This is a genomic window from Shewanella sp. 30m-14 (assembly GCF_052977125.1).
Genome location: NZ_JBRILW010000037.1, coordinates 14,489 through 40,521, shown reverse-complemented (window position 1 = coordinate 40,521; position 26,033 = coordinate 14,489). Strand labels below are relative to the sequence as shown.

Here is a 26,033-nt window from a genome sequence, read left to right as displayed (position 1 = left end):
CACTGGCACTGGCACTGGCACTGGCACTGGCACTGGCACTGGCACTGGCACTGGCACTGGCACTGGCACTGGCACTGATGAAAAACTGTTACAAGTAGATAGTCAAGAACAAATTCAACAAGTTAAAGAAGATGGGATTGTTGATACGGTCAATGGACAACTTCAAGCACACGGTACAGGCAATGATTCTGTCACCTGGTCTACCGAACACTCGCAGGGTCAATATGGCGACCTCGTTGTAGATGCGAGCACAGGACAATGGCATTACCACCTAAACAATCATTCAGCCCAAACCAACGCACTATCTGAAGGTGAGCAGCATACTGAACAATTTGCCATCACAGCGACTGACAACCTAGGACACAAAGTTAATACTGTCATCAGTGTTGAAGTTGAGGGCAGCAATGACCTTCCGACCATCTCAGGCCTGCACGCTGCTAGTCTAAATGAGATGGGCAATGTTGATACCGTTAGTGGTCAGTTACTCACAACGGATCCAGACCATGGTGATAGCCTCAGTTGGGCTGTACCTCAGTCTCTAGGCCAATATGGCCAGCTCCTAATTGATGAAAAAAGTGGTGTTTGGCAGTATCAGTTGGACAACAGCTCAGCGCATACCCTCGGCCTCCACGCCGGACAGGTGGCCAGCGAAACATTTAGAGTCACAGCAACTGATAGCTCTGGCTTACCTGTTAGCCAAATTGTGTCTATCTCTATCCACGGTACCGATGAGGTCGCCAAAATTAGCGGCGTATCCAGCGCATCGCTAACCGAAGATACCGATGTAAATGTTGGCTTTCTTCATACCGACGGCCAGCTGAGTCTGCTCGATCCCGATAGTGGGCAAAACCAATTTATTAGCGAGTCTCTGCAGGGTCAGTTTGGTAGCTTGACCTTAAATAACTTAGGTCACTGGACTTACACCGCGGATAACTCGCAAGCAGTCATTCAAGGGCTCAAGTCAGGTGAGTCGTTAACCGATACTCTCATTGTTCACAGCGTCGATGGCACCGAGCAGAAGATTAACGTCACCATTAACGGCACTGACGATAAAGCAATCATAGCAGGCACTTCCGCAGTTTCTGTAACGGAAGACAAAGACGTTCATGGTGGCCAGCTTCGCGTTGATGGCGCGCTGAGCGTGACTGATGCCGATGCGGGACAAAACCAGTTTACAGCAACATCCTTGCAAGGTCAGTTTGGTGCTTTAACCATAAATAACTTAGGTCACTGGACTTACACCGCGGATAACTCGCAAGCAGTCATTCAAGGGCTCAAGTCAGGTGAGTCGTTAACCGATACTCTCATTGTTCACAGCGTCGATGGCACCGAGCAGAAGATTAGCGTCACCATTAACGGCACTGACGATAAAGCAATCATAGCAGGCACTTCCGCAGTTTCTGTAACGGAAGACAAAGACGTTCATGGTGGCCAGCTTCGCGTTGATGGCGCGCTGAGCGTGACTGATGCCGATGCGGGACAAAACCAGTTTACAGCAACATCCTTGCAAGGTCAGTTTGGTGCTTTAACCATAAATAACTTAGGTCACTGGACTTACACCGCGGATAACTCACAAGCAGTCATTCAAGGGCTCAAATCAGGTGAGTCATTAACCGATACTCTCATTGTTCACAGCGTCGATGGCACCGAGCAGAAGATTAGCGTCACCATTAACGGCACTGACGATAAAGCAATCATAGCAGGCACTTCCACTGCTTCTGTAACGGAAGACAAAGACGTTCACGGTGGCCAGCTTCGCGTTGATGGCGCGCTGAGCGTGACTGATGCCGATGCGGGACAAAACCAGTTTGTAGCAACATCCTTGCAAGGTCAGTTTGGTGCTTTAACCATAAATAACTTAGGTCACTGGACTTACACTGCGGATAACTCACAAGCGGCTATTCAAGGGCTCAAATCAGGTGAGTCATTAACCGATACTCTCATTGTTCACAGCGTCGATGGCACCGAGCAGAAGATTAACGTCACCATTAACGGCACTGACGATAAAGCAATCATAGCAGGCACTTCCGCAGTTTCTGTAACGGAAGACAAAGACGTTCATGGTGGCCAGCTTCGCGTTGATGGCGCGCTGAGCGTGACTGATGCCGATGCGGGACAAAACCAGTTTGTAGCAACATCCTTGCAAGGTCAGTTTGGTGCTTTAACCATAAATAACTTAGGTCACTGGACTTACACTGCGGATAACTCACAAGCGACTATTCAAGGGCTCAAATCAGGTGAATCATTAACCGATACTCTCATTGTTCACAGCGTTGATGGCACCGAGCAGAAGATTAGCGTCACCATTAACGGCACTGACGATAAAGCAATCATAGCAGGCACTTCCACTGCTTCTGTAACGGAAGATAAAGACGTTCACGGTGGACAGCTTCGTGTTGATGGCGCGCTGAGCGTGACTGATGCCGATGCGGGACAAAACCAGTTTGCAGCCACATCCTTGCAAGGTCAGTTTGGTGCTTTAACCTTAAATAACTTAGGTCACTGGACTTACACCGCGGATAACTCGCAAGCGGTCATTCAAGGGCTCAAGTCAGGTGAGTCGTTAACCGATACTCTCATTGTTCACAGCGTCGATGGCACCGAGCAGAAGATTAACGTCACCATTAACGGCACTGACGATAAAGCAATCATAGCAGGCACTTCCGCAGTTTCTGTAACGGAAGACAAAGACGTTCATGGTGGCCAGCTTCGCGTTGATGGCGCGCTGAGCGTGACTGATGCCGATGCGGGACAAAATCAGTTTGCAGCAACATCCTTGCAAGGTCAGTTTGGTGCTTTAACCATAAATAACTTAGGTCACTGGACTTACACCGCGGATAACTCGCAAGCGGCTATTCAAGGGCTCAAATCAGGTGAGTCATTAACCGATACTCTCATTGTTCACAGCGTCGATGGCACCGAGCAGAAGATTAACGTCACCATTAACGGCACTGACGATAAAGCGCAAATTGGTGGCGTTGATACTGGCTCGATATCCGAAAATACCGCGGGTGTCGATATGTCACCCGACCATGCCCAACCGGGAATAGCCACACTTGGCAATGCCACACTTTATGCTGATGGCAAGCTGACCATAACAGACCCCGATGTTGGCGAGTCAGGATTTGAACGCCAAGGCAGCAATGGTTACGACTACCACGGCACCTATGGTGATTTGATTTTACTCACTGATGGCAGCTGGCATTATCATGCTGATGCTGGGCATAGAGCCGCTATGGGTGCGAGACCCACAACTCGCGGCACCGCGATTGACCAGCTCGGCGAAGGCCAAAGCCTAACCGACACGATTACTGTTCACTCAAAAGATGGCACTTCGCACGATATCGTCATTACCATTCATGGCAGTAATGATCGTCCCTATTGCTCGTCAGAAGTGCTGCTTAATGCGGGCACTGAAGATACTCGCCAAACCATCACTGCTGCGCAACTGCTACAAAATACTGTCGATGTCGATAACAATGATGTCGGACTGCTCACCATTACCAACCTGCATGCAGATCATGGATCTATTGCGATCAATACAGACGGCAGCTTTTCATTCAGTCCTGAAAAAGATTATAACGGCCAAGTGCATTTCAATTACGACGTAAAAGATGCTCACGGTGGAATGACTCATACAGGCGCATCTACCACTTTAACCGCTATCAATGATAATCCAGATGTTGCGCCATTAACCGATAGCATCAAAGAAGGGGCAAGTCATAATCTAGACTTGCTTACAGGCGCTACAGATATTGAGGGCGATACACTTCATATCGAGCAACTGACTTACTCTATCGATGGCGCTCCAAGCACAACACAATTACCATCCGGCCTATCACTGGCTGCTGATGGTCATACCTTAATGATTGATGCGACAAACCCAGCCTATAACCACCTTGCTAGTGGTCAATCACTTAAAATTGCCGTTTCATACCTTGTCAATGATGGTCATGGCGGCCAAAGCCAGCAAACAGCAGATTTAACGATTCAAGGAACCGATGACAAAGCAGCGCTTGTATCTAATGTAATTCAACTCACCGAAAACCAAGCGCTCGATAGTGAATTTAAAACGTACAAAGGCAACCTGCAGCTACTGGATCCCGATAGCGGTGATAAAACTCAATTTGTCTTTAGCGGTAAATATTTAGGCCAAGGTTATGCGCCGGGCCATCTTGATGTTTGGCCCGATGGGTCTTATCAATTTAGGTTAGAAGGCGCTAGAAATCGCCATGCGGACGATCTCATCAGTAGTTTGCATACTGGCGAGTCGATGGAGATACCGTACGAAGTAGAAACCAACGACGGTCAGAAGCTAACCATTATGGTGAAGGTGACTGGCGAAGATAATCAAGCAAGAATTGAAGTGGCACCCTACTCCAGCATTGATAATCATGTTTACGAAGATCACACCTCCTTCGGAAATACGACCAATCAGATATACAGCGGCGGTAATTTACATGTTATCGATCCCGACCATGACCAAGCAGGTTTTATTGCACAGAATATTACCACCCCAGAGGGCGGTCATTTCTTTATTAATGCCAGAGGTAACTGGGCTTACACCATAGACAATGACAAGTTGCAGCATTTAGGGTCGGGGGAAAGCTACCAAAAAACCTTTACCGTTGAATCTATTGACGGTAGCGCACATCAGAATATTACAGTCACAGTCCATGGCACCAATGATGCACCCGTTGTTTCAGCGCAAGTGCAGCTAAGCCAAGGAACGGAAGATACCGATATACAACTGAGCACTGCCGAGCTTATTGCCAATGCCACTGACGTTGATGACAATGATGCAGGCCAGCTAAGTATTGCTAATTTAACTGCTGACCACGGTACTATTACAGCCAACCCAAACGGTACGTTTACTTTCCATCCTGAAAAAGACTACAACGGCCAAGTCCATTTCGATTATGACGTCTTAGATGCCCACGGCGGCGTGACACACACGTCGGCTAACACCAGCTTAGCTGCAATTAATGATGCAGCAATAATAACAGGTGACAAGTCAGGCTCGGTTACCGAAGACCACCATGTACAAGGGGATGCACTGCACACCGTATACACCACAGGCGTGCTCAATGTGTTAGATCCAGATGCAGGGCAGGATCATTTCCATTCTAGCCGTAATGTCCATGCTATAAGCGATCAATTTGGTGGTTCACTCTCAATAGGCAAAGCAGGAGATTGGACCTACTCGGTACCCAATGCCAATATCCAACATCTTGCAGAGGGGCAAACCGAAACGGTGCAATATGAGGTATTGACCCAAGGCGGAGATAAACAAATTATCAGCGTGACTATCACAGGCACCAATGATGCCCCTGAACTCACGGTCGCGCAAACGACGCCAACCACAGGAACATTAACTGCAACCGATGTCGATACTCAAGATACGCACACCTTCTCAGTGGTTAGCGCTCATGGTCAATTTGGCGATCTGAGTGTCGACTCAACGACGGGAGCATACAGTTATAACCCCAATGCTTCCATTACTGGAATGAGCTACAACAGTGCCACGAATACCTACCACGGTTTAGACGTTTTTGAAGTTAAAGTAACCGATAATCATGGCGCAGAAACGTCTAAGTTCATGACCTTCGATGCCAATGGTCAAGTCACCAGCACTAGCGGAAATCAGCCCCATGTAACGGCAACAGTCCCCACCCCGCCCTTGATCACGGCAAGCGCGCCGAGTCTACCAACGGGCAGCAATACCCCACCAGCGAATGCGGTGAGCCTTGATTTATCCACGACCAGTGACAGTGGCGCTTCAAATACTGACAACTTAAGCAATGACAATACGCCCAGTATCTGCGGCACTACCGATGTTCCTTTCTCTAAAGTCACTATTTACGATGGTAATACCCCTGTTGGCCATGCACTATCTGATGCCAACGGTGATTACACTGCCAACCTTTCAAGCCTGAATGACGGCACACATAATTTATCTGCCAAAGCATTAGCACCATCATCCTTGTTACCAGTCGTTTCGCCACTACTCGATATCAAAGTGGACACCAGTACGGCTGCACCGAATGTAGACTTAGCAGCAACTTCCGATTCTGGCATATCAGATCACGATAACCTGACCAATGAACACACGCCCGTTATTACAGGTATTGCAGAAGCCAACTCAACGGTAACCATTACCGATGAGCATGGCACCATTGTCGCAACAGGAAATGCCGACGCTAGCGGGACGTACCAGCTCACGACAAGTCACTTAGCTGAAGGCGTACATTCAATATGTGTCGCAGCAACTGATGCGGCTGGTAATCAAAGCCAATCAAGCCTAACGATTGAAGTGGATTACACCGCGCCCACTATCGCGAAGGTTAATTTGAAGACTGAAGCAGACCATCAACCGACATTCAGCGGCAGTGTCAGTTTAGACACGGCGCAAGTTGATATTGTAGTGAAGCAAGGCAGTCAAATCATTGAAACCCTGCATGCCACATTAGATGGCAAAGGTGGCTACAGTGTTGATGCCAGCAACTTACCTGATGGTGTTTACGTCGCCTATATTCAAGCAACTGACAATGCCGGCAACCAAACACCATCAGGTGCAGCAGGCATAGTTGATCGCTTCAGCGTCGACACTCATGCCAATGCGCCAAGCATCAGCTTTGAAACAGCAGGCAGCGATCATATCTACAATGTACAGGAGGTGGCAGCAGGAGCGGCTGGCACTGTCACAGCGACAGTAGCTCTGCCTGCGGATACCAACCCCGCAGATATCCTCACGATTAACGGCAACAGCCATCAAATTACCAAAGCCGAATTTTTAGCTGGCAAAGTCGAGATAGAAGTTGCCCCCGGCGCCACAGTTACCGCAAGTGTCACCGATCACTTAGGCAATGTTTCATCAATAACCCACGAGACAGCGCCAACAGCAGATTTAACCGCTGCGGCATTAACCTTATCCCTGACTCACGATTCGGGCATTGCTGGTGATCATATAAGCAACGATGGCTCATTGACTATTACAGGCCAAGAGCAAGGTGCCAACGTCGAATATTCAATGGATAATGGTCAAACATGGAGCCAAAGCTTTACCCCAGTGTCAGGGCACAATACTGTGAGCGTGAGGCAAACTGACCCTGCGGGTAATGTATCGCCAAGCACCCAGTTCACCTTTACTTTAGACAATCAAGTCGCAGCGCCCAGTGTTGCATTACAACATGATAGCAGCGCCCATTCGTGGCAACCTGCCGATCTCATCACTAAAGATGGCCAGTTAAATATTGCCACTGAAGCAGGCGCTAAACTGGAATACTCTATCGATGGCGGACATAGCTGGACGACACAGTTCACGCCTATTGAAGGCCAAAATAACCTGCAAGTGAGGCAAACTGATATTGCAGGTAATACCTCGGCAGCCACTAGTTTCAGTTATACCTTAGATACCACGCCAGTCACTGTCACTGTTGACCCAATCTCAAAAGATAATGCACTCAATGCCGTTGAGAATAATCAACCTCTCGTGATCACAGGCACAAGCGCTAACATTGCCGCAGGCGATCAGGTCTATGTGAAGTTAGATGATAATAGTGTTTATCTTGCAACCGTGAAAGCAGACGGAACTTGGCAGCTAACGCTCAACGCATCCGAGCACCAGAGCCATATGGCCGCCAATAAAAACTATCCCATTAAAGTGGGCGCCGTTGATGTTGCCGGTAACGTAACACCAGAAATAACCACCCATTTACTGGTTGATACTCAAAACCCAATCCCTCATATCAGCGTAAACCCAGTCACCGCCGACAACATAATTAATCTCGCCGAGTCAGGACAAAGTATTAATATCAGCGGCCAAGTCAGTGGTGACTTTAATACCGGAGATGCTATTAGCTTAAGCATCAATGGCGCTACAATTAGCTCACTTACAGGGTCCGTCGATGCTCAAGGGCATTACTCTATTGCCGTTCCTGCACAGACTTTAATTAAAGCGAATATCCACAGTATTTATGCGACGGGGCAGCAACCCATTCACTCTATTGAAGCCACTGTTATCACCACAGATAGCGCCGGAAATCTCGGCAGCGCCACCACTGGCACACAAGCCTTTACCCTTGATACTCAGGCAAATGCAGCAATTCAGCTTGATCCCATCACCAGCGATAATGTTATCAACGCACAAGAGAGTGGTACCGATATTAGCGTGACAGGTCAAGTCAGTGGTGATGCACATCAAGGTGATATCGTTAACTTAGTTGTCGGGCAACATAGCTATAACGCAACGGTTGATCATAGCGGTCACTTTAGCGTTAATATCGCTGGCGCAGAGCTAGCCTCCAACGCATCAATCACAGCAAGCGTAACCACCACAGATACTGCAGGTAATTCAGCTAGCGCCAGCCAAGTCTTGCACTATGCCACCGATACACAGGTGGGTATGCCAAGTATTACCTTTGAAAGCCCTGGCAGCGATAATGTCTACAGTAAAGCAGAAATTGCTCAAGGCCATACAGGGACAATTACCGCCACAGTGCATGCCGCAGCTGATGCCCAAGTGGGCGAACACCTTAATATTAATGGCGTCGACCATGTGCTCGATGCCAACAGTTTAGCCCACGGTATTACCCTTGAAGTGGCGCCAAGCAGTATAGTCAAAGCCATAATGACTGATGAGTACGGTAACGTTAATTCAGCACTCAATATCGCCGCTGGAGCAAAGCCAGACCCCATAGTGGTAACAGCCCCACCTGGCAGCCATCATATCGGCGCATCTTTGGGCGCACCGACGTTACTGCCAACCCAAACCCCAGTTCCAGTTGCCGAGCAAGGTTGGAAAATATTGGTTAATGGCCACTATCAAACCTCCTATACCAGCCAATGGGGCACCTTATCGATAAACCCCAAAACAGGGCAGCTGAGTTATCAAGAGCACGCCAATACCCATACGGGGCCACATGGCTCGGCGCAAAATGTAGGCGTACATGAAGATAGGTTCGAAGTCGCGCTACAAGGCTCACACCATGATGATGTGGTGATGCATGTTCAAGTGAGCATACTAAGCCACGGGCCCGGCAACAGTGGAAAACTGACATTAGGCTCAGAAGTGCTCGATATGACGGTCACCCCGACCTTTAGCCACCCAGCATCACCTGCGACCGTAGCGAGTGATGCCCCTCAAGACGACCCTGTGATTAATGTCGTTATTGATGATCCAATGCAGGCTGATGATTTAGTGCAGGCAGATGATTTAGTACAGGCAGATAATACGCTCACTCATACTGGCGACGATTTAAGCTCTCCCCCTCAAGAGCAAGCCCCAGCAGCAGAGCAGCAAGCCCCCGCCGCCCAAGTCGAAGCGTCAGAGCCTATCGATCACTATCTACAGATGGTCGGTATGAGTCATCACGATCTCGCGCCACAAAGCGCTGCGTCATCGATGAATGATTTGCCCGAAATGCAGGTACTCACCAGCAATGAACCTGATGCCGATATGCTTGATACCAATCAAGTCGATGCGTTTGACAACCCACTGCTAGATGACGATAAGCATGATGTACACCATAACGACTTAACCACTCTTGATGATGCTATTGAGCATCAAGGCGTTGATCAAGCAAACGATGATGATCTACTCCATCAAGCTTTGAACGATATGCATAATCAGCTTTAAAGATCCGATGTCACAGCAATCCGTGAACCGATAAAAGCAGTGGTCACCCTACCACTGCTTTTTTGCCTCCAACCTATTACCAAATATCACTAAAGAGGTAATTAAACACTCATGAATATTAGACCTATTGACCATAAGATTGAGCGGCATGTGCCAACTTGTCTCTATTGCGTTGGAATATAGCTTACTCAATCGGCTTTTACGGCGTATTTGTCATTAAATTCTTGGCATTAATCTTGCGATGTCCCAGTGACTATTTCCTACGGCAAGCTTTATGAGATGTAAGACAACACCCTTTGACACCCTCAACAAATATTCAGGGGAATTTAGCGGCGCCTTTGCCGACTTAGGTACCTTTCTCCCGTTAGTGCTTGGCCTTATCGCCTTAAACCATTTCTCCCCACAAGGGATCTTTATGGGCTTTGGCTTATTTGCACTATTTACCGCTTTTTATTATCGCCGCCCAATTCCAATCCAACCGATGAAAGTGATCACCGCATTAGTGATTGCCCAAGGACTCACCCCAGGTATGCTGCAAGCCAGTGGTATGTTGATGGGGATCATTTTATTAGTGCTAGCCTACAGTGGCGCAATAACTTGGATGGCAAAACAGTTATCCCCCGCCATCAGTATTGGTATTCAATTAGCCATTGGCCTGCAACTTATTTGGCTCGGCGGCCAGATGATGAGCCAAACCTGGCTGATTGGTTTTGTCGCTTTTACTGCGTTATTTGCCAGCCAGTTTTTACCTATGCGTTACTTTGCGATGCCGCTAGTTTTGGTGCTGGGAATTCTCTGGCAGCTCAATAGTGGCACTGCGCCAAGCTTTAACCTTTCAGTATATTCGCCATGGCTGTTAAGCTGGCCAAGCATCGATGAATGGAGCTCTGCTGCGGGCTTACTTGTGCTGCCACAACTGGCACTGACCTTAACCAATGCTGTGATTGCCACCTCTGCGATGGCGAAAGAGAAATTCCCTGAAGATGCTAAAGATAATTTTGCACCAGAACGCTTTGCCACTAGCTCAGGCTGGGCTAATTTATTACTCGCTCCGTTTGGTGCCAGCGCCATGTGCCACGGCGCTGGCGGCCTTGCAGTGCAATACCACTTTGGCGCCCGCACCTGGTTAGCCCCTACTATTTTTGGCTCAACGTGTTTACTCATCGCCGCTTTTTGGGGCCAGGGGATTGCGTCTATTTTGTCGCTGATCCCATTGGCGATATTAGGTAGTTTGCTGGCGATAGCAGGCACACAACTAGCTTGGTCTAAGCGCTTTATCGACGGTAAGCCTTTCTGTATTTTCGTAATTTTAGCCACTGCAGCGCTCTGCTTACAGGTCAATACCGCAGCAGGCCTAGCAACGGGTATTGTGCTGGAGATGGGCCGACGCCAATGGCATCTGTATTCCGACCTTAAGCACTAAAGTCAGTTGTTATTTGCAGCCACTCTGAACCAAAAGGACGCATAAGCGTCCTTTTGGTTATTAACCGATAAACCTAGCTAGTCGCTATAGGCTGGGTAATCGATATAACCTTCTGCTCCACCGCCAAACAGTGGGCCTTTGTTAAACTCCGCTAAGGGTAGTTGATGCTGCAACCTATAAGGCAAGTCTGGGTTGGCTATAAATGAGCGACCAAAGGCCACAAGATCGGCATAACCTTTTTCAATCACCGCGCTGGCACGCGTTACATCATAGCGCCCTGCCACAATAATGGTGCCACTAAACACTTGTCTTAGCTTGATGCGAAAACGCTCAGGGATCTGCGGAGCATCATCCCAATCAGCTTCTGAAAGGTGCACATAAGCAATCCCCATTTTGCCCAGCTCTTGGGCCGCCAGTAAAATCGTCTCAACGATTTCCGGACAGGCCATATCTTTAAAGGTAACGAACGGTGCGAGGCGAACTCCCACTTTGTCTGAGCCAATCTTTTCACTGACCGCGCTGACAATATCTAAAAGAAACTGAACCCGCTTTAGTGGTGAACCACCATATGCATCGCTCCTATGGTTGGAATTTGTGCGTAAGAACTGATCAATTAAATAACCATTACCACCGTGGATCTCTACCCCATCAAAACCCGCATCAATCGAGTTTGTAGCCGCTTGAGCAAAATCAGCAACAACACGCTCAATATCGGTTTGCCCCATCTCCCTTGGCGTCGGACAATCCACCATCTGACCATCTGGATGCGCTTCATCGACCACCCAAACCTGAGTATCTGTCGGTTTGATGGCAGAGGGGGCGATTGGCGCTTCCCCCTGTTGAAACACCGGGTGTGATACTCGACCCACATGCCATAGCTGATTAAAGATTTTGCCTCCCGCTCGATGCACAGCACTTGTGACTAATTGCCAACCGCTGATTTGCTGCTGCGTGTAAACACCAGGAGTGAACGAATAGCCTTGGCTATCAGCTGAGATCTGCGTCGCCTCACTAATGATTAAACCCGTTGATGCCCTTTGGGCATAGTAAGTGGCCATCATTTTATTCGGAGTGTTACCCGGCTGGGTTGTTCTCGAGCGCGTCATAGGTGCCATAACCATACGATTATTCAGCGATAATGATGATTTATTGTAAGGGGTGAAAAGGCTCATAATAGCTCCTGATGATGCGTAAATGTACCCAATAATTATTGCTATTTTTCATCAATAACTTGTAGCTCTATAACGAGTTTATCAAGCTTGATAAAAACCTGTAGCACTGCACTATCAGGTACCTGACGCACATTGTATTTAAGTGATAATTGGTTCAGTTGATGAGTCAACACCGGTAAATTCATATCCACGTCAAAAGCAATATGACCAAATTCACAAGTCTGTACACGCTTAGATTCGATAATGTGTACCAAGGCTTTATCACCTTGGTACAACCAAGCCCCGCCGAAGGGAAACTCCGGTCGATAGCCAACATTCAGCCCTAGGATGTCCACCAGCAAATGTTGCAGTTTGCTGTTTTCAGCAGCCACAATATTGAGATGATTAAAGCGAATTGCCATTGTGCGTCTCCAGCGTCCCATCAATGTTCTCAGTCTATCCCCGTTAACTTATTTTGATAATTAGGCTAGTATTAAAATCATTTTCAAAAAATATTTGATATGTATCATCTCAACGATCTACAACTTGCGATCCGTATTGCCGACTTACAAAGTGTATCTGCCGCAGGGCGAGAACTCGGTATGACACCTGCAGCGGCCAGTGCTGCGCTGCAACGTCTAGAAAAAAAGTTGGATTGTTTGCTATTTGCCCGCTCTACACGGCAGATGACACTCACTGAAGAGGGCCATGTTTTTATTGAAACTGGCCGAGAAGCAATACAGCTGCTCGATAGCGCAGCAGCTGTCTTAGCCGATAATCGTGGAGAACTCAAAGGTGAGCTAAAAATAGCCCTCCCCTCAGATCTTGGTCGCAACTTGGTTAGAGAGTGGTTAGATGAGTTTTGTGAACAAGCACCAGAACTAAGGTTAAGCCTATATTTCAGCGATCAAATGGCTGATTTGATCAACCAGAATGTACATTTAGCTTTGCGTTATGGTCAGCTAGAGAACTCAAACTTAATGCGGCGCCAACTGGCGATGATGCCGCGAGTCGCCGTAGCATCTCCCGAATATCTGGCAAAATTCGGTGTTCCTTCGCATCCCAAAGAGCTGATTAATCACAAAACACTAATCCTTACCCGCGGCATAACACCTTGGCATAAATGGCTATTTAGTCATAAGGGAAAAGAGTACGAAGTAGCAGTAAAAGCAAGCAATAGCTGTAACGATGGCGCGGTAATTCAAGACTGGGCTTTAGCGGGAAAAGGGGTAGCCTACAAAAGCTGGTTTGATGTGGCTAAGGCAGTGCATCAAGGAAAATTAGTCTTACTTTTTCCTGAACACCTGGCGGTAAATACGCCACTGCAATTGGTGTACTTACAAACGAATTACCCCAGCCATAAAGTGAGAAGTGTTATCGACTTTTTAAGGCAAAAGTCGCTAACATTTGCCAAACTGTATCCGCTGCCGGGTTAATGCACTCCTAACCTTAGCAAACATTTTGCATAACAAAGCTAACAAGCTCCCTTTAACGGCAAACTGAATATCCACAGCATTTATCGCCTGAGTGACTCAGGATTTATTTTATCCAGCAGGGCATTGTTTACGTTTAAGCATATCCTGATCAGCGGCATCTAGCAGTTGCTCAATATCGATAGACTCATCTACCACACAGCTACCTATAGAGACTGTAAACCTGGGTAATTTTTCAGAGTAATCGCATTGCTCAAAGGCAGCTATAAGGCGTTGCTTCAGCTTGTCTAATCCTACGCCATTTTCTATCGCTACCAGAGCGACAAACTCATCGCCACCAAAGCGGCCAATGACATCGGCTTCACGTACCGTATAGCTTAATACCCGCGAAACCTCTTGTAGAACAGCATCGCCGACTCCGTGTCCATGTTGATCGTTAATGGCCTTAAATTGATCAATATCGAGATAGAGCAAACAGAGCAAACTATTGGTGCGTTTGGCAAGCTTAATACGTTGCTCCGCCAATATATTAAAACCACGTCGATTGTTGATGTTGCATAGTGAGTCGGTGATGGCCAATTGCTGCATCTGCGCATAGCTACCAATTAAGGCAAGATCCGACTCTAGAAGTTCTTTAAGCTGAGCGATCAATTCAATGTAAGTTTTTTGATAGTCAGTCGCTTTATAATCCATCACGCAGAACGTGCCAAACGTTGTACCACAAGGCCAAAACACCGGTACGCCAAGATAAGAGCGAAAGCCATCATTATGGACTTCAGGGTTGCTATCCCAGCAAGGATCTAACACAGCATTGTTGACGTATAATGCCTGACCCGTCTCGACTATTTTGCGGCAAAAAATGTTTACTTCTGGCTCAATGACCACACCCGAAGCGTAGGGGTTAGATTCCTGCTCACTGGAGATTGTGACTTGGAAACCTTCTTTGGTGTACTGCACTAAGAAGCCTGCTGGCGCATCGAACAACTTGGCAAGTAAATTAACCGTTTTCTGCCACTTATCTAACGAAATTAAGTCATTAGGATTGTCGAGCAAAAAAGTATCGGTCGCAAAAGCGGGGGAGTTTTTCATAGATAATTGCTACTTTCTGTATTGATGCCACTCTGCGTACAGTATAACCCTACATCAATACATTACACCGAAACTCTCCCATTTAAACCATCACTATGCCAAACAAAATCGATTTCCATTACAAAACGCTAAGCTTTACGCTATGACACCTCACGATGATCCGCCGTAGGTTTTTTTAATAACTTGCGTTGTAAAGTGCGTCGATGCATTCCCAGCTGACGAGCTGTACCAGACACATTACCGTTATTGGCATTTAGCACCTGCTGAATGTGTTCCCACTCCAAGCGTTTTGGTGATAATGGCTCTTCAGTTAAGGGCTCGCTCCCATTCTCGACTGCTGTGGCTGATAGTGCATTTAGCAAAGTTTGGGTATCAACAGGCTTAGCCAAGTAATTATCGGCTCCGAGGCGAATAGCCTCTACAGCAGTGGCGATACTGGCATAACCGGTTAGCAATACCATCACCACATTCGGTAATAGTTGCCTGATGGGTGAAATAAGCTTTAGCCCATTCTCCTGCTCTAGCTTCATATCTAACAACACGTGAGTTGGACGAAACTGCCTCGCTAATAATAAACCTTGGCTGGCATCGTGACTCTGGCGACACTCGAATCCTTGCTTAGTTAAGCGTCGAGCTAATACACTGGCTAAGGCTGTATCGTCTTCAATAATAAGCAGCTTATTTGTCATTATGCCGCTCCTTGTGTCAACATTTTCTGGCTGATAGGAAAACAAACCTCAGCAACCGTGCCGCCCTCTTTTGCGCTGCCAAGTAGTAACTGTCCACCCAAACGTTCAAAGCTTGCGTTACTCAGGAGCAATGCCATCCCCATCCCTCTTTCGCTTTCGATCAACTTACGCCCCAATTGTAATTGCATCTCTTTGGGGATCCCCGCGCCAAAATCTTTAACCGAAATACATAAACTGTCACTTTCTGTCGCTATCAGCGCCGACACAACAACCTTGGCTTCACCAATGTGAGCCAAACTTGCACTGCTGGCATTTTCGACCAACGCCAGTAGGGCTGGAAGTAAGCTGGCATCGGTTTTTATTACAACCTGATCAACAGCGATATCTGTTGGCGTTTTGAGGTACTTCAGCTCTAAAGTGATTTCAGGCATTAATAACAATACTTGCTGCTGCAGCGTGGCTAACAATTCATTGGCTGTCAACAAGCTCAGCCTCTGCTCTCGAATAGACTCTGTTGCCATTCGCAGCGAGTTGAGTGTTTGCTCGCATCGCACGATGGCGGTGTTCATCTCTTGCAATATTTCAGGCTCACTACTCTGCTCTTCCACTGCTTCATCCACCAGCAAACGTAAGCTCGCTAATGGCGTCGCTAATTGGTGCGCCATCTGCGCTGAAGCAGTCCCCAGCGCCAGTAACCTCTCTTGGCGTAATTGTGCCTCGCGCATATAACCTAGCTCAACCTCCTGCTTTCGCATGCGCTGAGCAATATAGGCCACACTGGTGGTCAGTACCAATGCCGAGATCAAGAAGTTAAACCACATACCAAGGTAATGAGAGCTCATATCCATACCATGGTGTTTCATCTGACTCTCGGGCACTGAAAAAATCATCAAACTATAGGCAAAGGTCGACAAAAGTGCCAAAGCCCAGGGGGCCCACTGGGGTAAAACAACCGCGGCAATAGCAATGGGTAATAGCAGCAAAGAGATAAATGCATTCGTTGCCCCGCCTGTAAAATAAAGCCAGGAGATCCAAAACAGGGTATCGATTAGCAAGACGATGAAAAAGCCATTATCTAGACGAGCAATTGAACCTCGATGCCAAAAAGTAACACCTAGATAGAGCGCTTCTAAACTCATCCCCCAGTATAAGACTGGGCTAGTAAGAGATAAGCCAAAGGTATCGGCAGCAAAAAAGGTCAAGCCGATCTTCAATAGCAACGCTCCGAATCTCAGCAAGGCTAGCTGATCGGTGGCACCAAGATTGCGTATGAGTAAGTTTTTAAAGCGCGTATTCATCATGATGATCATTCTTTATTTTTATTGTTTTATCGATTTTTATCGTTAAGCCAGCCATTGCGTTACGGAGGCTGGCTGCTCAAAGGCAGTTGCGATTCCAACCTTAAAAGATAGCGTGCTTTTACTCGCTAAACTGGCAAGTCGCTCACAGCTTAATGCGCTACACCGCTGGTGTTGAGCGTTATCTGTGGCGGGAGTCACAGGAATAAAGAGTTTGCCACTGCAATAATATACATAAGCACTCAAACATCAACGAGCATATTGACGAGCTAGCATAAGGGGTTTTCTTCCGCTAAGCACTGGTTTACTCTTGAGAAAGCTTACTTTTACTGCAGAGCGTTTTAATGCCATCAGCACACTCTCTTCCGCTCATTATTGCTGGCCCAATGCTGCGCCATTGCGATGAGCAGCACTTCACTTTATGGTTTGTTAGTAAACAACCTCTATCAAGGTTACGTTTAACGTTAATTGGCGCCGAATTTGACCGCGAGTTAAACGACTGTGAAGTCCACTGCATCCCACTTGGGAAACACGCATACCAATATCTGCTCCGTCTGTCTCAAGACCGACTATTACCAAAAGATATCGCCCTTGAGTATCGACTTTTTGATAGCGAAATAGGTGAACTATTCCATCAGATTGATGGGTTAACCTATCCCGGAGAAGAAGCATGCCGGTTTACCATCAAGCCCCAAATCGATAAGTTGATGCACGGCTCATGCCGTAACGCACATCATCATAGCAGTGACGCCTTAGTCGCCGCCGATACCCAATTACTAGAGTGTAAAGAGATTTCAGATCGCCCCGCATTACTTATGATGAGTGGAGATCAGGTATATGTTGATGATATTGCGGGGCCTATGCTCTATGCCATTGGCGAGGTTATTAAGCTGCTTGATCTGCAGCAAGAACAGTTTGTCGATGCTCCACTGCCTGACTCCAGCCATATTAGTTACCAGCCTGCCGCCATGTATCGTCGTCATACACATTTATTACCTAAAACCCAATACAAGGCTAAAACGCTCATTGCTCGTTGGTACATCAACCATCCTATTTTTACCTCATCAATCGCTGAAAACCACCTCGTCAGTCTCAATGAGTTGATGGCGCTCTACCTACTCTACTGGTCACCAGAGCTTTGGGAGCTCATTGAGATCCCAAAAGATGTTATCGGCTTAAGCAAGGTCAATAATCAAAGGTGGCAGAGAGAGTGGACCCATCTTTTAGCGTTTAAAGCAGGCTTAAAACAAGTTCGGCGCTTAATGGCACATGTGCCGACTTATATGATTTTCGATGATCACGATATCACCGATGACTGGAACCTCACAGCTAGATGGGAACTCGCCGCATACAACCATGCTTTTTCAAAACGAATAATAGGTAATGCACTGATTGCTTACACACTTTTCCAAGGGCTTGGCAATGCGCCCAAGCGTTTCGATAACGACATCACTCCAGAGTTAAATCGATTTTTTAAGCATCCCAATGCAGAGTCCCAAGATAGCCTTATCGATAAATTACTTAGCTTCGAACGTTGGCATTACAGCCTACAAACCACACCTAAACTGTTAGTGCTCGATACCCGTACTCGACGCTGGCGCAGTGAGTCGAACCTAGGTAAGCCATCAGGGCTAATGGACTGGGAAGCCTTAATGGAGTTTCAAGCGGAGTTAGTCAATCAACCTAATGTCATCATAGTATCGCCAGCTCCTATGTATGGCGTAAAGCTGATTGAGACAGTACAACGAGTCGCCACGCTTTGTGGTGGGTCTTTACTGGTTGATGCTGAAAACTGGATGGCTCACCCAGGCACAGCCAATACCTTACTGAGTATCTTTCAGCACAGAAAAACACCTGAGCAGTTCATCATCTTATCGGGCGATGTGCATTACTCGTTTAGCTATGATGTACGTATTCGTTTTCGTCATGGTGGGCCACAGATTTACCAAATCACCTGCAGTGGCTTTAAGAATCAATTTCCAGAAAAGCTACTCCCCGTTTTCGACAAATTTAACGGCTGGCTATATGGTCACTTCTCGCCACTTAACTTTTTCACTAAGCGCAAGCGTATGTCCATTCGAGGCAGACGCCCCAATGGCGAGCGCAGCAAGCGTTTAGTTAATAATAGTGGTATTGGCATTGTAGAGATTGCAGCAACGGGTGCCCCCACCAAAATAGGCGTATTACATTCCGACATGAGTGAAACCGAGTTTTTACCGCCGAGGCATTAGAACCTAGGTCTTAGGAAAAGCAGGTTAGAGATCCTAGTTCCTAGGCAAAAGCAAAGCCCTAACGGCCGATAGAAGCCTAGAAAGCTAAGACGGAAAAGCCAAGACAACAAGCAAAAGAAAGAGAAGATAAAAGCGATGCCTGTTTTTAGGTCGGTATTTATGTCGCCTTTTGACTGTATAGCAGGACGAAGTCCGCTCTAGCCGCGAAGCGTCCTCGAAACGAGCATGCGAGTGCTCTAGGCTGTTCATGGCGCAAAGGTTAAATGCTGGAATTGAATGCTAGCGGGTTCTAGGTTTTAGGTCCTAGGTTCTAGGTTCTAGGTTCTAGGTTCTAGGTTCTAGGTTCTAGCAAGAGCGTGCCAATCAATAAGTTCGTAAAACAGCTATAGATTTTGTACTTCATTTTGCAGGTTAAAACCTTCGCAACTCACATCGATATACTCGTGAGTGATGGGATCGGTGAAGCATAAGCGCTTCGCCATCAATTTCAGCGGCGCCGCGAAATCATCGGCCGCTTTATCGAGTAATTCTGGGTAAAGTCTGTCGTTTAAAAGTGGCATACCGAGACTCATCATATGTAGCCTTAGTTGGTGGGTTTTTCCGGTGATAGGCTCAAGCTCAAACAGGCCAAAACCATTATGCACTTCTATTAAGCGGATCGTAGAGTGACTATTGGCCTCACCTTCGCTAATGCACATCAGAAAACTTGGAACCGTTTTCTGCAAACGGTTTTTAACCGTCCATGCCATAGGAAGACTTAATGCGCCTTGGGTTATCAGTGAGTTAACCTCAGCATTTAAGGGCGCTATCGCTTGATAAGTTTTGCAGATCTCGCCACGCTTAAATAACTCATGGTAGTCATGTCGAGTATCGCTATTTAGGCTTAGCAGCATCACGCCCGCTGTCGCTCTATCTAGGCGATGAGCCGCCACTATCTCTTGGTTCCCGGTCTTTATCCGCAACCTGTTAACCAAACACTCATTAACGAAGTTACCACTCGGGTTCACCGCTAAAAAATGAGGCTTAAATACCAGCATAAACGCATTCGTCTGTAGTAAAACCTGTTCTTTAAAGGGGATGATAGATTCGCACTCTACTTCACGGTAATAATAGACCCGTTCGCGAGGGGCAAAAGGCGTATCTAGAGTAATGGGCGTGCCATCGCGCCAATGCACTTTTCCCTCAACAATACGTGCTTGCCACACGGCTTTGGCGATTGTGGGAAACTGACTAATGAGGAAGCTAAACACTGTGGGTTTATCGGTTACTGTTTCCGGTAACACCACATAGGAGGCTTGGGTAGCGCGAACAGAGGAGCTCATAAGACTCAAAATATAGAGGTATGCATAATAAAAGTGGCGCTACTTTAGCAAATAGCAGTCTATTATCAAAATCGACTAAAAAGTGCCTATTATCAAAATGACTTAAGAGTGCTGATTATCCCTAGCATGGGATTTAATTAACTCCAGCACAAAATTCATTGTCTTGTGGCAATTTGGCTGGTCAAGTAAGCGCAGCTTATCTTGATTATAAAGAGGCAGCACCTCTAACCAGCGCTGACTCACCCAAGACGCATCTTCAAGGTGGACGTCATTTTCATACAAACCAAATAGATCCGGGTTAACTTCATAAAACTGCTCTAGGGCGGCGCTAATTAACTCAAACTCACCATAAATGGGCTCATGTTGCCAATTATTGCTACGTAGTACGCGACTGATCCAAATACCATCTTTTCGTTGCGCAGCCGACAGTACTCTCACTCTTTGCTTACCCTCAATCACTAAACCTAAAGAGTCATCATCAAGCAGATTAAAATCGATCACTTCACATTGAGTCGCCGTCTCATAGCAAGGTAGGCTACTATTTTCCCTCCCCACTCCAAAAACAAGCGGGTAATGACCTTTGAGGATCTCAGCGATCATGCTCAGATAGCGTGGATCGATCACACGGATCTCCAAACGCCCTTCGGGTAACAACAAGGTGTCATGGGTTAATAACGCCATTTCTTGTGTCTGCATAATAACCTCCCCCCTTTAATAGGTAGGCCACAGTATTTTGACTTATGTCAATAAAGCTAAAGTGTAGCAGCTGAACAAATTTCAGCCAGCACACAACACCAAGCTTCTCCCTACCTAATAGACAGGAAAACGATGGGCTTTATTACACAAACATGCAGATAGGCTATAACCTCTCAATCCGCTGTAGTAAGGTCCCTTTAGCTATAACATCAGCTAAATCATCAGCTAATACTTGGCTAATCGCCACGGATTGACGCCAATACTTAATTCGGCTATCAGTGTCTAAGTACTTAAAGTCTTCTCTATCGGGTAACTTGCCATAGGGCAAACCCTGCAAGTAATTCTGAGTGGGAGCCAAGATAAGTGCATTGTCATAATTGGCTTTCGCCAACCGCCAAGACAAGGACTTATCAAACCAGCCCGGTGACATGTTAGGGTAGAAATGTGGGTATAAAGTAAGGCCTGAACTCTGTTGTAAGGGCAAGTCAAAGTGATAATCAGTAATGCCACCATCGTAATAGTGCCCTTTGGGCGCCCCCTCAATTTGGGTAACCGGAGACAGCACCAAAGGGATAGAGCCTGTCGCTAACAAGACTTGATGCATATTAGCTTCTGATAACGAGTAAAACTGACTCGGCAGATCGTTAAGGTCGGCATAAGGGGAGCACTTTTTATCAACACCAAAAACGCAGCGCTTAAAGTGCCAAGATAGGCTCTTTCGATTAACAAAATTGGTCATGGCAGCAGTCGCTAGCCCCAAAGCTAATGGTCCACGTCCACCCATCTGGTTAAGGTGCCTTGCCTGACACGCAATGTAATGGCTATTGATCTGTTCATGTCCAGCAATCTCAACCGCACCGCGACTCCCCAATAATCCCTCTATAATGCCTGCAACCTGAGTAGAGACCTCTTTTGCTGTCGGTTTAGTATCGTAACGCTGACCAATGTAAAGCGCTTCTAATCGGTCATAAGCTGATTGCGGATTAGCTTGCGCTAGACATGCCAGTCGCCACGCCCCCGATGAAGCGCCGAGAGTATGCAGCGGCTGATTTAAGTCTTTAAAGAACTCGGTAAAAAGATAGCGGTCGAGCCCAGCAATACCGATCCACTTAGGCCCGCCCGAGGCTGCCAGCAAGCGTGAAAACAGTTCAGGTTTAAATCCATTCTCGCTCAGAGTGTTAAAAGCCTTTGGCCCAGCGATAAATCGTAATGCAGACACACTCATCCTTATTCGGTTAATTATTTTCAGTTTCAATCAGTCTACGTCATACCCTAAACTTGATGCTTAATCGACGCAACAGGAAGTATTATCTTGTATCGCCTAACTTAAGTTAGCGTTACACTTCGCCCTATAAACGGTGCGTCTATTGGCGTGCTTTTGTCTAACTAATTAATTGGTCAGATTCGACCACTGCGAGCAAACATCATGATTGTTGATACGTTAGCGAACCGCGACATCTATGCTGCGATTAACCCACAAATTGCTAAAGCCCTTGAGCATCTTGCAACGACCGATTTTAGCCTGCTTGAAGTAGGTAAATATGAACTCGAAGGCAAGAACTTGTTTGTTATCGTTAATGATTACCAGACCCAGCCTAAAGAACTTGAAGCATTTGAAGTCCACCAGCAGTATATTGATGTGCAATATGTAGTGAGTGGCGAAGAGGAGTTCGGTTACCTACCTTTAGCTAACCAAACCCCGTCGAAGCCATACTATGGCGAACACGACTACGCTAATTTTGATTATGAATCGAATAAAGATGACGCCGCTTTTATTCCACTAAAAGCAGGTATGTTTGCCTTGTTTTTCCCTGGTGATATCCATATGCCAGGCACTGGTGCTAACGCAAATAAGGTGAGAAAAGTGGTCATTAAAGTTAAGGTTTAATAGCAGTCAGTATCAATATTTCAAGGATAGAATAATGCGCTTTGTCAGTTTACTCATTGTTTTGCAACTTAGCTTTCTCAGCCCATTCGCTATGGCTTCCATCACGCCTGACGAGCTACAACAAATAAAAGCGATACAATTTAATGATGGCAAGGTCATAACGTCCGGTCTACCTAAGAAGTCTGAATTTTCAGCGCTAAAAGCATCAGGTATCGAGCTGGTGATCAACTTAATCCCAACAGAAAACCCTAACGGGTACTCCAATGAAGCTGAGCTGGTCACTCAAGCTGGTATGGACTATGAAGGAATTAATGTTGATTGGCAAAACCCAACAATAGATGATGTTGGCCGCTTCTTTAGCATCATGGAGGCTAATCAAGGTAAGCAGATCTTAGTGCACTGCGCGGCAAACTATCGGGCATCTGCGTTTTACTACCTTTATCTATTAAAGAACGGCCACAGCGACTCTATTGCTTATCAACAAAAAGTGATGACACCTTGGGGCGAGCTAACTCAAGCCTTAGCTGACTACCCTCAATGGGCAAACCTTATCGAACAGGTAAAAGCGAATATCAATGAGTAAGCGTGTCATCTCAAGCCCGAACTCTCATCAATTCTAACAAGCGCCCAATCGGGCGCTTTTTTTATTAGCGATAAGCTCTTCTCTTCACATTAGCCATAACTCAAGCTGTCAAATTTGTGATCTTGATCATTATTGCCAAGCTGCTAATATAGCCAAGCAGAATTAGTTATACCAAAAAAGAATAACAGTATTTTAACGGCACAATTATAAAAATAAGAGCCATGAATAATGAATAAACTAAATGAGTTAACTCAAATCTATCTTGACGCTAATGCCACTACACCAGTCTTACCTGAAGCTGCAGCCGCTGCGCTATCAGCCATGGAAACCTTGTTTGGTAATCCAAGTAGCAGCCATATCACAGGCCTAAAAGCCAAAAATCTGATGGAGCAAACCCGTCAACACGCGCAACAGTCACTCGGTAGTGGTGCGGGTAAGCTCATCTTTACCAGTGGTGCAACAGAAGGGATCCAAACCTCGATCCTTTCAGCGCTGATTGCGGCGAAGACTCAGATACAAGCGGGGAAAAGCTACAGCGTACTCTATGGCGCCACCGAGCATAAAGCGGTGCCCGAATCTCTCAAACATTGGCTTAAGGTGCTAGATATACCAGCTGAGGTAAAAGCTATTCCAGTCGATCGTTTTGGCCTACTCGATCATGATGTTATTCGCCAACAAGCTCCCAGTGCGCTGATGATTTGTACCATGGCTGTTAATAATGAGACTGGCGTATTTCAAGACCTACAACAGTTAGAGCACACTATCCGTAGCAGTAATCCTGCTATATTTTGGATGGTCGACTGTGTGCAAGCCCTAGGTAAAACTGCACTCAATCTTGAACAAACAAGCATTGATTACGCGCCATTTAGCGGCCATAAGCTCTACGCACCAAAGGGGATAGGTTTTGTTTATATCCGAGAAGGTGCACCTTTCACGCCTTTTATTGCAGGAGGAGGCCAAGAAAGTGGTTTACGCTCAGGCACTGAGAACCTACCAGGGATGGCCGCACTTGACGTGATATTTAAGATGCTACTACCTAAGCAACACTCTGCGTTTAGTAACAACGAGGCACTACACAACTACAGACAGCAGCTTGCAGATACCTTGACTCAGTGTTTTCCGCAGGTGGTGTTTAATAATAGTTTTGAACATAGTGTGCCAACGACAATTAACTTTGCCGTACCTAACTTCAGTAGCAAAGAGATCATGGACCTCTTTGATGCCGCTAATATTCGTGTCAGCTCAGGCTCAGCCTGCAGTTCTAAGGTCACCCGCAGCTTTGTACTCGATGCCATGGGCTTACCTGCTTGGCAAAGCGAGTCTGCCATTCGAATGTCTTTCGGGCCAGCCATGACCCAAGCTGATGTAGACACTGCTTGTGAGCGCATCAAAATGGCCTCTCAAGCCTTAACCCAAAGCTGCTTAGTTGTCGACATCGCGAATGATACGACAGACAAAGCCGAGTTAGATGGCTTATTACAGCTGCGTTCTGGCGCTAGTTGCACTTGGGTTTATGCTGATAAAGTTAGTAAACAAGCAATCATTATTGACCCGCTCCCAGAGCTGCAATGCCGACTTGATACACTGCTGCAATGCCAGCAACTCACCCCTGTTGCGATTATCGACACCCACGGACATGCCGATCATGTGTCTGGGCGTGAAGTCTTAGCTAACCGTTACTTAGCCGAGCAAGATAGCGATATTTTAGGCTGGCCTTATCAGAGCCAAACCATCGAGCAATTTGGCGGGGAGTATGAGGCGATTACGATTGGCTCACAGCAATTAATAAAAGTGCCGACTCCGGGTCACACCAGCGATAGCATAAGCTTACTCCTCTGTGCAGCTGAGCAAGGCGAGCAAGGTGAGCAACTGCAGGTTCAGTATGCTTTTACTGGCGATACGATTTTAATGGGAAGTCTAGGTCGAACCAATTTTGATTCGAGCTCAAGTTCGGCGCTGTTTAGCAGCCTAAAACGACTCAAAAACAGCCTCAGCCCCGATACGCTCATTTGCGCAAGCCATGATTACAATAATGAGTTCACCACCAATCTCAGCGCAGAGATGATGCGTAATTCGCTGCTTAACGCGGTATTAACGCAGCAAATATCTGAAGCGGACTTTGTGGTACGTAAAGCGCAGCTCGATAGCCACCTAAATGATGAAGTGGGGACAGAAATTATGTGCGGTGCCTACGTGGGCAGCTGTGATAAGTCTGCCATCAAAGAATATGACTCCAATAGCCTAGCGGCAGCGATGCATAATGATAGTCAGGTACGGATAATCGATATCCGCGAGCCCCATGAATATGCTCTCAACCATGCCGATGGCTCAAATAAAAATGTGCCTTTGACTCGGCTAGTACAGTTTATTCAAGAACATCAACACCAAAAAGACAAACCTTGGGTACTGGTATGTCGCAGCGGTAGCCGCTCGATGATCGCTGCACAAGCGATGCAAAGATTAGGCTTCGAGCAGATCTCGCACCTTAAAGGCGGCTATGCGCTCAATCATTAAATTATGTTGCGCCTAGCGTTATCGGCAGCATAAGGTTTAAGCACTTCAGTGATGGCTTAGAAGATTAAGCGCATTAAAA

At 46.7% G+C, this 26,033-nt stretch carries 15 protein-coding genes; 7 read left to right on the top strand and 8 right to left on the bottom strand.

Features of this window, described 5'->3' with window-relative positions; all coding sequences use genetic code 11:
* Positions 1–9,637 (top strand): VCBS domain-containing protein (locus ACVBIU_RS19465; RefSeq protein WP_447164950.1); only part of this gene is annotated, 9,637 nt, incomplete at its 5' end.
* A 274-nt stretch (positions 9,638–9,911) separates the two neighbouring features.
* The gene (locus tag ACVBIU_RS19460; RefSeq protein WP_447164567.1) at positions 9,912–11,060 is read left to right on the top strand and encodes a putative sulfate/molybdate transporter; all 1,149 of its coding nucleotides are present in this window, start codon (positions 9,912–9,914) and stop codon (positions 11,058–11,060) included.
* Positions 11,061–11,137: 77 nt separating this feature from the next.
* Here the strand turns inward: ACVBIU_RS19460 and ACVBIU_RS19455 are convergent, their stop codons facing one another.
* On the bottom strand, positions 11,138–12,232 hold the full coding sequence (locus ACVBIU_RS19455; RefSeq protein WP_447162380.1) for an alkene reductase: 1,095 nt from the start codon (positions 12,230–12,232) through the stop codon (positions 11,138–11,140).
* A 41-nt stretch (positions 12,233–12,273) separates the two neighbouring features.
* Positions 12,274–12,633, bottom strand: a complete 360-nt coding sequence (locus tag ACVBIU_RS19450; protein ID WP_447162379.1) for a hypothetical protein — start codon at positions 12,631–12,633, stop codon at positions 12,274–12,276.
* 99 nt (positions 12,634–12,732) lie between these two features.
* On the opposite strand from ACVBIU_RS19450, the gene ACVBIU_RS19445 reads away from it, so the two are divergent.
* Complete coding sequence (locus tag ACVBIU_RS19445; RefSeq protein ID WP_447164566.1) at positions 12,733–13,647, top strand: LysR family transcriptional regulator; 915 nt, start codon at positions 12,733–12,735, stop codon at positions 13,645–13,647.
* Positions 13,648–13,755: 108 nt separating this feature from the next.
* On the opposite strand, the gene ACVBIU_RS19440 is transcribed toward ACVBIU_RS19445, so the two are convergent.
* The 3 genes from ACVBIU_RS19440 to ACVBIU_RS19430 form a co-directional block, all read right to left on the bottom strand.
* Positions 13,756–14,733 (bottom strand): sensor domain-containing diguanylate cyclase, encoded by a 978-nt coding sequence (locus ACVBIU_RS19440; RefSeq protein ID WP_447164565.1) that lies wholly within the window; start codon positions 14,731–14,733, stop codon positions 13,756–13,758.
* A gap of 140 nt (positions 14,734–14,873) precedes the next feature.
* Entirely contained in the window at positions 14,874–15,422 is a 549-nt protein-coding gene (locus ACVBIU_RS19435) for a response regulator transcription factor (RefSeq protein ID WP_447162376.1), read from the bottom strand.
* Entirely contained in the window at positions 15,422–16,723 is a 1,302-nt protein-coding gene (locus tag ACVBIU_RS19430) for a sensor histidine kinase (RefSeq protein ID WP_447162375.1), read from the bottom strand. The genes ACVBIU_RS19435 and ACVBIU_RS19430 overlap by 1 nt, the downstream gene beginning before the upstream one ends.
* A gap of 341 nt (positions 16,724–17,064) precedes the next feature.
* Here ACVBIU_RS19430 and ACVBIU_RS19425 point away from each other — a divergent pair, with 341 nt between their 5' ends.
* Complete coding sequence (locus ACVBIU_RS19425) at positions 17,065–18,951, top strand: alkaline phosphatase D family protein (RefSeq protein WP_447162374.1); 1,887 nt, start codon at positions 17,065–17,067, stop codon at positions 18,949–18,951.
* 383 nt (positions 18,952–19,334) lie between these two features.
* On the opposite strand, the gene ACVBIU_RS19420 is transcribed toward ACVBIU_RS19425, so the two are convergent.
* From ACVBIU_RS19420 to ACVBIU_RS19410, 3 genes are all read right to left on the bottom strand, one after another.
* Positions 19,335–20,273: a pseudouridine synthase gene (locus ACVBIU_RS19420; RefSeq protein WP_447164564.1), complete on the bottom strand. Its 939-nt coding sequence runs from the start codon at positions 20,271–20,273 to the stop codon at positions 19,335–19,337.
* Between the two features lie 102 nt (positions 20,274–20,375).
* A complete protein-coding gene (locus ACVBIU_RS19415; protein WP_447164563.1) occupies positions 20,376–20,969 on the bottom strand; it encodes an LON peptidase substrate-binding domain-containing protein in 594 nt (197 codons plus the stop codon).
* A 163-nt stretch (positions 20,970–21,132) separates the two neighbouring features.
* Complete coding sequence (locus ACVBIU_RS19410) at positions 21,133–22,188, bottom strand: alpha/beta hydrolase (RefSeq protein WP_447162371.1); 1,056 nt, start codon at positions 22,186–22,188, stop codon at positions 21,133–21,135.
* Positions 22,189–22,395: 207 nt separating this feature from the next.
* Between ACVBIU_RS19410 and ACVBIU_RS19405 the strand changes: the two genes are divergently transcribed.
* The 3 genes from ACVBIU_RS19405 (at position 22,396) to ACVBIU_RS19395 (ending at position 25,954) form a co-directional block, all read left to right on the top strand.
* A complete protein-coding gene (locus tag ACVBIU_RS19405) occupies positions 22,396–22,857 on the top strand; it encodes a YhcH/YjgK/YiaL family protein (protein WP_447162370.1) in 462 nt (153 codons plus the stop codon).
* Positions 22,858–22,891: 34 nt separating this feature from the next.
* Positions 22,892–23,440, top strand: a complete 549-nt coding sequence (locus tag ACVBIU_RS19400) for a protein tyrosine phosphatase family protein (protein ID WP_447164562.1) — start codon at positions 22,892–22,894, stop codon at positions 23,438–23,440.
* 228 nt (positions 23,441–23,668) lie between these two features.
* Entirely contained in the window at positions 23,669–25,954 is a 2,286-nt protein-coding gene (locus ACVBIU_RS19395; protein WP_447164561.1) for an aminotransferase class V-fold PLP-dependent enzyme, read from the top strand.
* The last annotated feature ends 79 nt before the right edge of the window (positions 25,955–26,033 follow it).